Consider the following 14,722-nt stretch of genomic DNA (forward strand, 5'->3'; position numbering starts at 1 on the left):
ACGTGCTGCTCAGGAAGGCGTGCTCCGGTCGTCCTCGGTCGGCGTCCGGCGGCCGGCGGCCGGGCACCGCCTGGGAGTTCCTCGTGCTCGGGCGCCCGATCGGGGGCGCACCTCACCGCCGGGTCTCGCTCGCCCGGACCTACATGGCTGCGCGATCACGCCGAGCGGTCACCGTCCCCGAGCAACGTGAGTCCACCGGTGCCCCCGGAGGAGGGCAGTCAGATGGACCCACCGGTCTCGACACGCTGTTCTCCTCCGCAGCGAGAGCTGGAGCCGGCGCCCGGACCAGCCACCGCCGCCGGGCGCCCAGCAGGAAGGCCGCAGCCGCCGTGGCGACTGCCAGAACGGCCGTCGCCGCGAGGACACCGCGAGTCGTGGAGACGAATTGCGCCAGCAGCAATGGTCCGCACAGCCCGCCCAGTCGATTGAAGAGCGAGACCCTTCCCGTTGCACGCCCCCGCGTGTCATAGCCGGTCAGGGTCGCAGCGATGGGGAGGAAGACGGCCGCCATCGTGTTGACGAGGAAGAGCACCGCGGCCAGCACTCCGACAGCGAGCCAGCCGATCGACGCGATCGTGCCGACTGCAGTCAGGGCGATCATGACGCAGGCGGCACCCCCCGCGAGGACCGCGAGAAGGGTGATCGGCCCGGTCCTGCGGTATGCCACGGCAACGACCAGAGCACACGGCACCATCACCAGGGCCGTCATCGTGAGCAGCTGATTCGCGGTCGTGACGGACACCCCGCCCGATCTGGCTACGGAGGGCACCCAGGTGGCGAGCCCGAACGTCAGCAGGCCGATCAGGAAGGCGAAGAGTTTCTGGACGTCGCGCGACAGCACCAGCACCACCGATGCACTGATGTCGTCACCGAGAGCCGGGGACTCAGGACTTCGACGTCGAGCCGGGATGACGGGCGTCAGTGCGATCAGGACGAGCCCCGTCGGAGCACCGATCAGCCACAGGACTCTCCAGCCGAAGATCGGCTCGAGCCACAGTGCGGACCCTGCCGCCACCAGATAGCCGACGGCCGTCGCTACGACGGACAACCCCACGACCCAGTGGGCCCGCCGTCCGTGGAACTCGTCGGCGAGCACGGTCACCAGGAGGGGGGCCAGACCGCCCACCGCGAGCCCCATGACGGCACACATGACGAGGTTCCCCGCGAAGCTCGGCATCGAGCCGCACATGCTCGTGACTGCGAACCCGAGAGTGGCCAGCAGATACGCCGGTCGCCGTCCCAACCGGTCGGCGAGGCTCCCGAAGACGATGGCCCCCAGAGCCGTGCCACTCAGGCCGGCCACTGCGAGGAAGGACGCGGCCTGGGGAGAGATCCCGTACTCGGCGCGCAACCCGGGGATGACGAAGCCCAGCGTCGACGTCTTGCTGATGTCGATGGTCAGTCCGAACGTGGCGACCGTCGCGACCGCGAAACCGCGAGCTGACGACGGCGAACCGTCGGACGGCCCGGGCGGTGGACGCGTCGGGCGGAGGGCCGCCCCGAGAAGGAAGAGCACGATCCCCACTCCGGCGACGTACATCTCGGGCATGTCGGCAAGCGGCATCCCGTGCAGCGCGCGGGAGGCCTCCGTCGACTGCATCTGCATGGCCGGCGCCATCTCCCGCATCCGGAAGGTCCGGACCAGGTTGACACCGGTGGCGACCACGGCGATCAGGACGCCGGCCGCCATGACCGTGGAGACGTACGGGGTCCTGTGGTCGTGCGAGGCCTTCACGAGCGCTCCGAGGACTCGACGAGAGCTGGATGGACGGCGTCTTCCCGGCCCGCACCACCCACCCAGGCCGCGCTCCCCTCCCAGGCGGCACCCGGTGCCACGGACCCCTGACGGTCTCGTCGGCCACCGTCCCGCCGGCGCCAAGGCCTGCTCCTGATCGGGAGGGCGCCGGCCCGCCCGATCAGCACCGACCCGCGGAACCCGCCGTCCGACCTCAGCTCACACCGCCTGCCCTGAGCGCGAAACGCTCCCGCGCGTGTCCCCGACCCGGTCGGTGCCGTCACCGCGGCGACGGTCGGTCACCTTCCTCCGAGCTTGTTCTGGATGAACGTGTACGCCGCGTCCCCGATACCCGTGGCGTACTGGGCCGTGTTCTCGATCGACGACCGGAAGTGCACGCCGGCCCAGAATCTGCTCAGGCTGCAGTCGTTGGCCATGTCGGTCCACGTGTCCCAGTGCAGGACGAGGTCGTTGGCCGGTGTCACCCCGGGCTCGACGAAGGACGACCCCTTCATCCGTGGGAGGGTGATGTCGATCTGGTCGGTGCCGAGGAATCGTCGCGCCGCCTGGGCGTAGGCGAGGCAGAGCGCCGCCGAGCCGGAGGGGTACTCCGGGTGATCCGCCGTCGTGAGGTAGCTCCGCCACTCGGAGCCCCTGATGTCGCTGACGGTCCCCTTTCCGGGGCCACCCCAGGCGGTCAGCTTCTTGTTGCCGTAGAGATGGCGGATCGCGCTGAACGGACGGACCGAGTCGAACTTCCGCTTGAAGTACCAGCTGGCGACGGCAGCATCGAATATGGCGATCTCCACCGTGGCGACGTAGTGGATGGTCTTCTCGATGTCCATCCGACCCGCCATCGCCGCTGCACCGCCGGCGACGATCCCGAGGGCGAAGATCTTGTCGTTGAACAGTTCGGCGATCATCTTCTGCCGGTCAGTCATCTGCGCCGACGCATCGATCACCTCGTCCACCTGTCGCCTGTACGACGGCCCACGGTGGTGCATGCTCTTGAACGGGGGCGACAATGTGAGATCTGACGGTCTGCCGTAGGTGATCGGCTTGACCTGACCGTACTGCGGTGTCACGAACTGCTGAACCGTGAAGATGCCGTCCCTGGAGATTATGTTCGGCTGCCAGCGGGACGGATCAGTCAACTCGTAGGCGGTATTGACCGGCCGATATCCGGTGTAGTCCGCATAGGGCTGTCGATTGTACGTACGCCCCCCCGCGTCGCCCGCACGGTTCGAGCCGTCGTTGCGCCGTGCTTCCAGGACCATTCTGGCCGCGAGATTGCCGATTCCGGCCGGAGAGGTTCGGTTCTCCTCCCTGTTGTCGGGATCGAGGCCGGCCGACGCCACCATCGCGCGCCACTCGGCATGGGCGTGCGGAAAGGTGACGTTCAGCGTCGTATAGGCAGCGTAGATGACCGCCGTGTTCTTGTTCCGGATCGTGTCCTCGCTCCGGGGACGGCGACCGAGGTCGGAGAATATGCCGACGGCCGTCTGGTGGTACGGAGCGATGGCGTCGAACCAGGCCAGCTCGGGCAGCAAGAGCTGATCGACGACGAGTGTGGCATCCGATCCGTCCGGCGTCTGCAGCCGCTGCACCCGCTCGAGGGGAGGGTAGATGACCTCGAACAGGGCGTTTCCGTGATCGATGTCGAATACGCCACCGACCGGTGGCGCAGCCTCGGCCCGCCCGGCCGCCAGATGCTGCATGACCACTGTGGCGGCGGCGACGGATCCGGCCGTCGCCAACATCTGACGTCGACTCAGGCTCACACTCTCGGATATCACAGGAAATCGCCCTCCATATCGCTGCTGTCGAATCGGGACCGTATCGCTGCACGCTTCCTCGTCGCACCACCGGCCGATGGAGTCGATTCCCGGGGCTCGAAATCCGAACCGATATGCACGGCAGGATCACCGCAGGACCAGTGGGTTACGCTGACCATCACCCGGATACACGGGGAGAGAATTCCGGTTCCAGTCGACCGGATTGCAGTCGGGACACTTTGCGGGTCTGCCAGGAGAAGCGTCTCGCCCGCAGCCCGATGGTCACATCCGGTACACCGGGGGTCAACGCAGAGCGCGAATGACGAGCTGAACAGGAAAGCAGTCGACCGGCCCGTTTTCGACGCTCCGGGCGGCGGGCCCGGCCTGGGCGCAGGCGGGGACGGGTCGTCGCCCGGTAGTGGCCGGAACCGCCGCGGTATGGACCGTCGAGACGGCGCTGCGAAGCCCTCGCGCTCGGAACGCGCGCAAGATCGGCCTTTCTGGCACGACTCCGGCGAGTGCATCGCGCCGGGCACAGGGATGCGCTCCGGGCCGATCGGACGTCGATCCCCGCGGCCTGCACGGTGCCTTCCGGGATCGTCGGTGGTTCGAGCGATGCAGGGGTCCGCAAACGTCCGGATGACGACCGCAGGATTCCGCCGTTGCGCGCCGTCGCGGAGGGGATATCGGCGCGTCCACGACGATCGCCCGACTCCTGCGGCTCGTTCGTGTGGGGAATCTGCACAGTCGAACGCACGACCGCGGTGGTTCCTGGCGCGGTTCCCACAGCCACGGAACAGCGCGGTGCCGCTACGCTGCGCGCAGCGTGGACAGGCGGAAGCCGCCGGTGCGGCGATCTCGCTGGTGTCCCCGCCGCTCTCACGCTGCCCGGCGTCAGGGCACGCGTCAGGGCGGTCGGCGAGCGACGCCACGAGTGCCCGGGCAACACCGTGTCGTCCAGCGACTGCCCCATGCACGGCACGTCTGCGTCGGCAGGCATGGCAGGCAGGCGGGGGATCTCCGCAAGGACCATCCCTCTCCGGTACGGCTGGCGTACGCGTGGATCCGATCGACCATGCGGCACGCCGGCCTCGGGCCGGCGAGCCCGTCGTGTTCACCGCCGTCGGCGGGCACGTCGATCCCGACGTGAGCGGTCTTCGGGTCTACTCCCCTCGCTGCAGTATCGGCCGACCACCGCCGCAGTCCGACGAGGGGCGACTCCGCCCGGGTGGACCAGCACGAGGCCGGGCCCCGGCTGAGGCCCGTGCCGTGAATGGCTCTGGCCCCACCTGAATGCGAGCCGGGGACCACCCGGCTTCGCGACCTGCCCACCGCGCGGCGACGCCGGTCAGCGAACTTCGCCCACGTCGTTCCCGGTGGTGCTCGTCTCCGCCGGGTCGTCCATCGCACCGTCGTGCCGGGCACCGGACCGGCCGGGGGCGATCCGGCCCTCGGCCGACCACCCGACGGCCACGGCGAGGGCAGCGAACCCGTCCGGGACCGGCACGTCCGCCAGGACCATCTCGCCGGGCAACGCTCCGTCGACCGACACGGTTGCGACCGGGAGCCGGGCGTCCACCACGAAGCTGCGCAGATCGCGGTGCAGCCCCTCGCCGGTGCACTTCACCACCGCCTCCTTGCGCACCCAGGTGGCGAGAAAGCGCTCGGGTGCGGCGGGGCCACCCCGGGCGATCCACCGGGCCTCCGCCGCCGGCAGCACGTGCTGCGCGACCACCAGGCCGTCGGGGGGTCCGGGTGCCTGCTCGAGGTCCACACCGACCGGTACGTCGGCGAGCGCGACCAGGGCGCGGCCGCCGCTGGAGGACACGGAGCAGTACCGACGGTGGCCGCCGGGGGTCTCGGCCGTCCGGGGGCCCGCGCCCACCGGCACGCGGACGTCCTCGACCCGGCAGCCCGCCTCGGCCGCGACGATGCCGCGCAGCAGTGCCCGCCGGGCCAGCAGCCGATCCGCCTCGCACGACCCCAGCCGTGCCCACCGGGCGTGGTCGTCCCCGGACAGCCCGGCCCGTGCCGCGTCGCACGGGTGCGACCGCAGGTCGAGCGACCACAACTCGATCCCCGCGACCGGCGAGGGCATGCGCCGTGACCTCCGCAGCGCGCCGTCGGTCACGACCACCGGCCCAGCACCTCCTCGATGCGCTGGGTGGTCTGCTCGACGTGCGGCTGCACTAGGAGGCTGATGTGGTCACCGGGCACCGGAACGGTCGCCACATCCGGCGTCCAGCGGTGCCAGCCGAGGTCGGCCCAGCGGCTCTCCCCCCGGCTCGCCTCGGCCACGAGCACGGTCAGCGGGAAGTCGACCGGGCGCATGCGCAGACGCAACACCGCCTGGGAGTCCTGGTGCAGGCGCAGCGAGTGGATCGCATTCGACGGCAGCACCGTGTCGCCGGCGGCGGGCGCCCGTACCCGGCGGCGGGCGAGGACCAGGCGGCTGCGGACCCCGTCGGCGGCAGCGACGACGTGGCGCAGCGGCGTGCGGGACCACAGCGGGGGGGCGTAGGTGTCCAGGAGGACGGTTGCCCCTCTCCGGTCGCCCAGCCGGCGAGCCGCCTCCACCGCGACCAACCCGGACGCGGAGTGGCCGAGCAGGTGGACCGGCCCCGGCGGGAACCGCTCGCGCAACGTCGCGGCGACGAGCTCCCCCGTCAGGGCGAGATCCGGGACGTCGTAGCCCAGCGGCGGCATGGGCCGGATGAGCGCCCACACCGGCCGCTCGGGATCCAGCCGGGCCAGGAAGTGCCGCAGCACCAGGCTGGTCTCCCCGTCCCGGGTGACCAGGACCGTCGGCGCGAGGCGTCCCGTCGCCCGGACGGCCACCAGCCGGGGCTCCCGCTGGGGACAGGTCGCGTCCCGGCCCAGGTTCTCGTAGGCCAGCGCCGTCATGCCCCTCGGGGTCGACCGGCTCAGCAGTTCGTGCAACGGGATGGCGGCCCCCAGCACGGCGCTCAGCTGGCCGGTGAGCCGGGCCGCCAGGAGGGAGTTGCCACCTGCCTCGAAGAAGTCGTCGTCCGGGCCGACGTCCTGGCGGTCGAGCACCGAACGCACGACCGACAGCACGACCGGTCCCAGACCCCGGCGGGTGATGTCGTCGAGGTCCGACGATACGGCCGCCGTCGACCGCGGAGGCGCCTCTCTGCGCAGGGCGTGCCGGTCCAGCTTGCCGCTGGGCAGCCGGGGCAGGGCCGAGCGCAGGACCACCGCCTCCGGCAGCCACGCCGCGGGAAGCCGTGCCGCGAGGTGCTCCCGCACGCCGACCAGCTCGGGTTCGACGAACAGCACCAGGTGCCGGTCGCCCGGGCCCTCGATCATCTCCACCGCGGCATCGCGGACACCCGGCATCGACCGGGCCACCGCCTCCACCTCGCCGAGCTCCACCCGCTGCCCGCGCAGTTTCACCTGCCGGTCCCGACGTCCGACGTAGTCGAGCCGGCCGTCCTCGCGCCACCGCACGACGTCCCCCGTGGCGTACCAGCGCACCTGCCGGCCGCCGTCGTCCGGGACGACGGAGAACGGCCCGTCCCCGGCCGGCATCCGACGGCCGGGGGCGTCGGGGTCGTCGTACCCGTCGGCCACGCACGGACCGCCGAGGTGCAGCTGCCCGGCGGTCCCTACCGGGACCCGCCTGCCGTGCCGGTCCAGCACGCGGGCGAGCGTGCCCGGGTGCGGCCGGCCGATCGGCGGCCGGCGGCCGCCGGTCAGGTCGTCGGTGGTGATCATCGCCGCCGTGGCGGTCACCACGGTCTCGGTCGGGCCGTAGACGTTGAGGAGCTGCGCCTCCGGCACGGTCAGCTGGTGCAGCCCGGGGATCGCCGCGGGCATGACCTCGCCGCCCACGCACAGCCGCCGGCAGGAGGTCAGGGCGCCGGGTCGCGCCACCCGCAGCACCGCCTCGTACAGCGCGGGGACGAAGAACGTGTCCGTGATCCCGTGCTGCTCGATCAGGTCCGCGAGGGCCAGCGGGTCGACGGCCTGCCGGTCGTCGGCGAGGGTCAGGCGGCCGCCGACCGCCAGCACCCAGAACAGGTACATCGCCGCGTCGAAGGTGAGCGACGAGTGCAGCAGGTAGCGGACGCCTGAGGGCGCGAGCGTGGTGCGGTAGGAATCGACGCGCGCCACGATCGCGCTGTCGGGGACCCGCACCGCCTTCGGCCGTCCCGTGGAGCCCGAGGTGAACAGGACGTAGGCCAGGTCGTCCGGCGACCGCTGCGGCCAGGCGTCCGGCGTCCGGGCGGGGGCCCGCGACGGAGCACCCAGGTCGTCGACCGCGACCGCGATCCGGCCGGTCGCCTCGGCGAGCGCCCCGGCCCAGCTCTCGGCGCCCACGACGACCGACGCGCCCGACCGGCGGAGCAGGTCGGCCTGCCGGGCGGACGGATGGGCGCTGTCGATCGGCAGGAACGTGCCGCCGGCCCGGAGCACGGCGAGCAGCGCGACGACCATCCCGGGGACCCGCCGGCTGGACACCGCGACCCGCGTCCCGGTGGTCACCCCCGCATCGGCCAGGGCGCCGGCGAGCCGCTCCGCCCGGGCGACGAGGTCGGCGCCGGACCAGCAGACGTCACCGGCCACCAGCGCCGGCTCCGGCGAGCGCGCCACGGCCTGCCACACGGTGGTCACCAGGTCGCTCCGGGGCACGTCGTCGAGCCGCCCCTCCCACGACCGGATCAGCGCCGCCTCCGCCTGCTCCACGCGCTCGGCGCCGGCGACCGGGACGTCCGGTGCACCGCAGATCAGCTCCACGAGCCGGACGACGTCCGCGACCAGCCGGCCGGCCGCCTCGTGACCGATCCGCACGCTGTCGTACTCCAGCCGCAGGCCCAGCCCACCGTCGCGGCTGACCACCGTCCACGCCAGGTCGGCCTTGGCCTCCCCCAGCGGTGGATCCAGGTGGATCACCGCGGGACCGGCCGCTCCGAGGGTCGAGCTCTCACCCCCGTCCAGCCAGGTGACGTACGCGTGCAGGGGGACATCGGTCGTGGAGGACGCGCCGGCCTGCCGCAGCCGGTCGACGACCCGGTCGAACGGCGGCGGCTGCTGCAGCGCGGCGGCCACCGTGTCCCGGATCCCGGTCATCACCTGGTCGGGCGAGCGGGTCAGGGCATCCGGCAACGGCACCGCGACCGTCTCCACGAGGAAGGACACCACGTCCTCGCCGTCGTCGAGCCGCCACCGCAGGTCGACCGGGACGCCGAGCACCGGGGTGTCGACGTCCAGGGTCTCGGCGATCGCCGCCCCCAGTCCGGCGCACACCACCGCGAACGGCGCGACGTCGTGGGCGCCGGCGGTCCGGTGGACGGCCTCGGCCAGGGGGCCGGGCAGGTCGGTGCGCAGCACGGCGACCGGCCCCGGCCGGCCGGCGCCGGCCTGTCCCTGCCCCGCCTCCACCCCGGCCTCCAGCAGCGCGTCGGCGGAGGCGGTCACCGCGTCCTGCGACTCCGGCGAGGTCTGCAGCCGGCGGACCTCGCGGGCGACGTCACGGGCCGATCGCGGCACCGGCCGGTCGAACCCGGCTCTCGTGACCAGCGCGTCGTACCGCGCCCCCACCTCGTCGACGAGCACGGCCAGCGAGGAGGCGTCGCAGGCGAGGTGGTGCACGACGAGGACCAGCAGGTGCTCCTCGTCGCTCCAGCGCCCCAGCCCGGCGCGCCAGATCCGGCCCTCGGCCGGCGAGAACGGTTCCTCCACGAGGATCCGGACCCAGGCCAGGGCCGCCTCGTCGAGCACCTCCTCGGCACCGTTCCCGGTCCGGCTCGACCGCCCCCCGGCCGGACCGGGCCCGGCCCCGGCCAGCCGGGTCGCCACCACGTCCGGCTCGATCCGGTCGTCGACGACCTGCACCGGGCCGTCGGGGCCGCCGTCGACCCGGCTGCGGAGCCACTCGTGCCGGGTGGGCAGCGCCCGGACCGCGGTGAGGAGCGCCTCCTCGTCGAGCGGGCCGGACAGCCTCATCACGACGCTCTCGGCGTAGGCCACCGAGCCCGGGTCGAGCTGCTGCAGGAACCACAGCCGCTCCTGGTTGGGCGCCAGCCGGGCCGGCGCGTCCCTCCGGGCGCGGAGCGCCTCGGCGAGCCGCCGGCGCTTCTCGTCCGCGAGCGGGGACCCCGGCGCGCCGGTGCTCACTGCTCCCCCAGCCGGGCCAGCAGGGCGGTGACCTGGTCCTCGGGGAGCTCGTCGATCCGGGCGAGCAGTTCCTCGACCTCCGTCATGCTGAGCTCCGCGACGGCGGGGGGTGGCGCGGGCGGCTCCGTGTGCGGCGCACCCTCCGGCAGGAGCCGGTCGATCACCGCCGCGACATCGGCCACCCGAGGAGCAGCGAGCACCTCCCCCATCGGCAGGTCGACCGCGAAGTCCGCCCGCAGCCGGGCGACCATCCGCGCAGCCAGCAGGGACTGGCCGCCGAGCGCGAAGAACGACTCGTCCGCGGGCACCGGACGGCCCAGGAGCTCCGCCCAGACCGCGGCGACCCGTCGCTCGGTCGGCGTCCCGGGCTCCCGCCCGCCGGTGACGAACGCGGTCCGCGGGCGCGGGAGCCGACCCCGGTCGATCTTCCCGGTGGTCGTCTCCGGCATGGCGTCGAGCACGACCAGTGCCTGCGGGACCATCCACTCGGGCAGCTCCCCCAGCAGCTCCCTGCGCAACCGGTCCGCCGGGTCCTCGCCCACGGGCTGCCTGTCGCCGGCCACCTGGACCCAGCCCACCAGGACCGGGGCTCCGCTGACCACCTCGACGGCGTCCACGGCTGCGCGGAGCACTCCCTCGCAGCGCTCGAGGACCGCCTCGACCTCCCCGGGCTCGATGCGCCGCCCGCGCACCTTCAGCTGCCGGTCGGTCCGGCCGAGCAGGTCCACCTCGCCGTCCGCCGTCCAGCGCGCCCGGTCACCGGTGCGGTACCAGCGCCGGCCGTCGCGGACGACGAACCGCTCCGCGGTCCGCACCGGGTCACCGAGGTAGCCGTCGGCCAGCAGCTCCCCGCCCAGCAGCAGCTCACCGGTGACGCCGGGGGGCAGCCGGTGGCCCGCGGCGTCGCCCACCCGTGCGAGCACGCCGGCGATCGGCCGTCCCACGGGGACCCGGCCCGTCTCCGCGCCCGTGCAGGTGTGCGCGAGCGCCCACACGGTGCACTCGGTGGGCCCGTACTCGTTGACGAGGGTGGCCCGGGGCAGGACGGCCCGGTGCGCGCTCACCAGCGACGGCGGGCAGGCCTCGCCACCGAGTGTCACCAGCCGCAACGAGGCCAGGCTGTCGGCCGCGGCCAGGTCGAGCAGCAGTCGGTGGTGCGACGGCACGATGTCCAGCTGGCCGACCCCGTGGCGGTGCACCAGCCCGGCCAGCAGCTCCGGGTCCAGGCGCTCCTCCTCCCGGGCCATCACCAGGACGCCGCCGGTCCAGAGGTACCAGCCGATGATGCCCAGCCCCGCGTCGAAAGCGAGGTCGTGGCTCACCAGGGCCACCGGCGGCCGGTCGGGATAGGCCTCCACCCGCGCCACCGTCGAGGCCGCGAAGGCCGCCTGACCGACGACGACACCCTTGGGCTCCCCGGTGCTGCCGGACGTGAACAGCACGTACGCCGCGGGTCGGGGGGCGCTGTCCGCCTCCTCCCACGGCTGCGCGAGCTCCGGCAGGGCGTCCATCACCGCCCGGTCGAGCACCGTGCGCGCGCCCGCACCCGCGGCCACGGCAGTGAGCCGGGCGGCCGGCAGGGTCTCTCCCACCGGCACCGGGACGGCGGCCGCCCGCCAGCACCCCACCACCGCAGCGACGGCGTCCGCGCAGCCGTCGAGCGCGACGACGACGGCCTCGCCGGGCCGGGTCCCGTTCGCGGTGAGCCAGGCGGCCACGGCGCCGGCCCGGTCCCACAGCTCGGCGCGGGTCCAGGTGCCGGTGGAGTCGACGACCACCTGGGCGGTGGGCTCCTCGGCCACCCGGAGCCGGAACTGGTCCAGCACGGTGGTGGGCACCGGCTCGGCCGGCCGGCCCTCCCACTCGTCGAGCCGCCGCTGCTCGGCCGGGGTGAGCAACGGGAGCGCGGCCACCGGGGCGTCCGGCTCCCGCAGCGCCGCCGCGAGCAGCCCCAGCCACCTTTCGACCAGCACCTCGACGGTCCCCCGGTCGAAGCGGGCGGTGGCGTAGACGGCGTCGAGGACGAGTTCGCCGTCCCGGCGCTCCAGGTACAGGTCGAGGTCCGAGTAGGCCGCGGCGCTGGGCCGGCCGACCCTGCGCATCCGGCCACCGGGCACCGTGAGGTCCGGCTGCTGCGCCTCCAGGAGGTTCAGGAGCACCGTCGGCGCCTCCTCGCGGACGGCCTCGCCGACCTCCCGCATCGCCAGTTCCACGGGCAGCCACCGGTGCGGCTCACCCGCCGCGGCCTCCACCGCGACCCGGCGCGCCACCTCGGCGAAACGGGGATCGCCGGAGACGTCGACACGGAACAGCGCGGTGTTGATGCAGCAACCCACCACGCGGTCCAGAGCGGGGTCCCCACGGCCGGACGACGGGCCGGAGAGCACCAGCTCCTCTCGGCCGGCCGACCGGGCGAGCAGGATCCCCAGCGACGCGGCCAGGACGGCGTACGGGGTCACGCCCAGCCGCCCGGCGACCTCGGTGAGTCCCGCGTCCAGCCGCTCGCCGACGGGGAGCGACACGACGGCGCCGGTGAGGTCCGGCTGGGCCGGGCGTGGGCGGTCGTAGGGCAGCACCGCTCCCCCGACGCCGGCGCTGCGGTGCAGCTGGTCGGTGACGTACGCGACGGCGGCCCGGCGCCGCTCCCCGGTGTGCTCGGCGGTCCACTCGACCAGGTCGGCGTACTCGACCGCGGGCACCGGCAGGTCCGTGGCGCTGCCGCCGGCGCGGACACATGCCGCGATCTCCTCGGCGATCAGGCCGAGACTCCAGCCGTCCGCGACCGTGTGGTGCACCACCAGGAGCAGCGCGGGGCCCTCCGGGGTCGACGCCACACCGGCGCGCACGAGCGGTGCCGAGCCCAGGTCGAAGGGCGCCGCGGCGAAGTCGTCGGCCAGGGCCTCGAGCGACGGCCGGTCCGGCGCGGCCGGGAGGTCGGAGAACGGAACCGCGACCTCCGGGTGGACCACCTGCTGCAGGCCGTCGGCGGTCAGCTCGAACGCGGTGCGCAGGGCGGCGTGCCGGGCCACCAGGTCGGCCACCGCCCGATGGAGCAGCCCGGCCTCGGTGCCGGAGGGGAACACCAGTGCCTCGACCAGGTTCGACCGGCCCGCACCGCCGCGGACGTGCTCCAGGTACCAGAACGACTCCTGCCGTGCCGCGGCCGGGAGCCGGTAGCCGGCCGGGCGGGGACGGCGGCGCAGCACCGGCCCGGCGACCGCGGGCGGCCGGTGCCGCACCCGGTCGGCGAGCGCGGCGACCGTCGGGCCGGCGAGCAGGTCGGCGGGGGCGACGTCGACTCCCAGGTCGTCGCGCAGGCGCGCGACCACGCGGGCGACGCCCAAGCTCTGGCCACCGGCGCCGAAGAAGTCGGTGTTCCGGTCGGCCTCGGCACCCAGCACGGCGGTGAAGGCGGCGGCCACGCACCGCTCGACGTCGTCCCGCGGTGGTTCGGCGCCCGGGCCCGCGGCCGCCGCCGGCCGAGGCGGCGCGGGCAGCCGGCGGCGATCCACCTTGCCGCCCGGTGTCAGCGGGAGCGCGTCGAGGACCACCACCGCGGCCGGACGCAGGTGCCGGGGCAGCCGCTCGGCGAGCGCGGCGAGCAGCCCCTCCTCGGTCAGCGTCGCTCCCGGCACCGGCCCGACGAACGCGACCAGCCGCTCCTCGGGGCCGCGCGCATCCACCTCGACGGCGGCCGCCGACACCCCGGGCAGGCCACCGAGGACCGTCTCGATCTCCTCGGGCTCGATCCGCTGACCACGGATCTTGACCTGCCGGTCCCGGCGGCCGCAGAAGTGCAGCAGGCCCTCGTCGTCCCACCGCACCAGGTCGCCGGTGCGGTAGCGGGGCTCCCCCGTCGCGGGGTCGGGCTCGAAGGCCGGGTGATCGGGCCGGCCCGCGTAGCCCCTGGCCACGCACGGGCCGGCCACCCACAGCTCCCCGACCGCTCCGTGCGGCACCGGTCGCCCCGCCTCGTCCAGCACCGCCACCGCGGTGTTCGGGTGCGGCCGGCCGATCGGGACGTCGTCCCCCTGCCAACCGGCCGGCACGTCGAACGCCGTGGCCGCGACCGTCACCTCGGTCGGTCCGTAGTCGTTGACCAGCCGCGCCCCCGGGAGAGCCCGCCGCGTCGCGGCGACGAGCCCCGGCGGCAGCACCTCACCGCCGAGGATGACCTTGCGGACGGAGTCCAGATCGCCCGGCCGGGCCAGCTCCACCAGCGTCGCGAACCAGGACGGCACGGGTTCCAGGTGGGTGATCCGCTCGGCCCGGACGACCCCCGCCACCCGCCCCGGGTCGCCGGCCAGCCCGTCCGGCACCATCACCAGGCAGCCGCCGCGGGCCACCGTCGAGTAGAGGCCGCCGACCGCGCCGTCGAACGTCATCGAGCTGTGCAGCAGGTAGCGGCAGGGCTCGTCGGGCCGGTCCAGGTACGCCGGCAGCCGGTGCAGCACGTTGGCGTGCGAGACCTGCACGCCCTTGGGCCGGCCCGTGCTGCCGGAGGTGAACAGCACGTAGGCGAGCGCGGTCGGCAGCACGTCCGCCGGGGGGCACGGTTCGTCCGGCAGCGGCGCATCGAGGTCGACGACCCGCCCGCCCGGCCCCAGCACCGCGGCCGCCCGGTCGGGCGAGAGCCTCGCCCCGGCGAGCGTGCGCGCGCCGGAGACCTCGGCGACGTACGCCCAGTGCTCGTCGGGGGCACCGGGGTCGACCGGCACGTAGGTGACCCCGGAGCGGACCAGGGCCAGGATCGCGGGGACCAGCGCGGGTGACCGGGTGGCCACCAGCAGCACCGCGTCCCCACGGTGCAGCCCGGCCAGCTCGAGCGCGTGGCAGCGTCGGGCGACCTCTGCCTCGAGCTGCCGGTAGGTCCACCGGACCGTCGTCCCGTCGTCGCCGAGCACGACCAGGGCCTCGCGCTCCGGGAACGCCGCGGCCGACCGCGCCAGCAGGTCACCGAGCACGTTGCCGGGGGCCGGGAGCGTCGGCCCCACCACCCACTCAGGTCGACCGCTGGCCCGTGCGCCGGGCGGCTGATGCATCGGTGAGTCCCCTGCTCGCAAGTGTGACG

At 74.1% G+C, this 14,722-nt stretch carries 5 protein-coding genes; all 5 read right to left on the reverse strand.

The genetic code is table 11. The annotated features are described in order from the left end of the window. Positions 1-139 precede the first annotated feature (139 nt). Positions 140-1,735, reverse strand: coding sequence for an MFS transporter (locus ABDB74_RS12470; protein ID WP_346618883.1), 1,596 nt, complete (start codon positions 1,733-1,735; stop codon positions 140-142). 299 nt (positions 1,736-2,034) lie between these two features. Further along, positions 2,035-3,453 carry a vanadium-dependent haloperoxidase gene (locus ABDB74_RS12475; protein ID WP_346618885.1) on the reverse strand — a complete coding sequence of 473 codons (1,419 nt, stop codon included), beginning with the start codon at positions 3,451-3,453 and terminating at the stop codon, positions 2,035-2,037. A 1,405-nt stretch (positions 3,454-4,858) separates the two neighbouring features. Continuing rightward, the gene (locus tag ABDB74_RS12480) at positions 4,859-5,608 is read right to left on the reverse strand and encodes a 4'-phosphopantetheinyl transferase superfamily protein (protein WP_346618887.1); all 750 of its coding nucleotides are present in this window, start codon (positions 5,606-5,608) and stop codon (positions 4,859-4,861) included. 29 nt (positions 5,609-5,637) lie between these two features. After that, positions 5,638-9,651 (reverse strand): amino acid adenylation domain-containing protein, encoded by a 4,014-nt coding sequence (locus ABDB74_RS12485; RefSeq protein ID WP_346618889.1) that lies wholly within the window; start codon positions 9,649-9,651, stop codon positions 5,638-5,640. Then, the gene (locus tag ABDB74_RS12490; RefSeq protein WP_346618890.1) at positions 9,648-14,693 is read right to left on the reverse strand and encodes an amino acid adenylation domain-containing protein; all 5,046 of its coding nucleotides are present in this window, start codon (positions 14,691-14,693) and stop codon (positions 9,648-9,650) included. Before ABDB74_RS12490 ends, ABDB74_RS12485 begins: the two co-directional genes overlap by 4 nt. Positions 14,694-14,722: the final 29 nt, after the last annotated feature.

The organism is Blastococcus sp. HT6-4 (assembly GCF_039679125.1).
GTDB lineage: Bacteria > Actinomycetota > Actinomycetes > Mycobacteriales > Geodermatophilaceae > Blastococcus > Blastococcus montanus.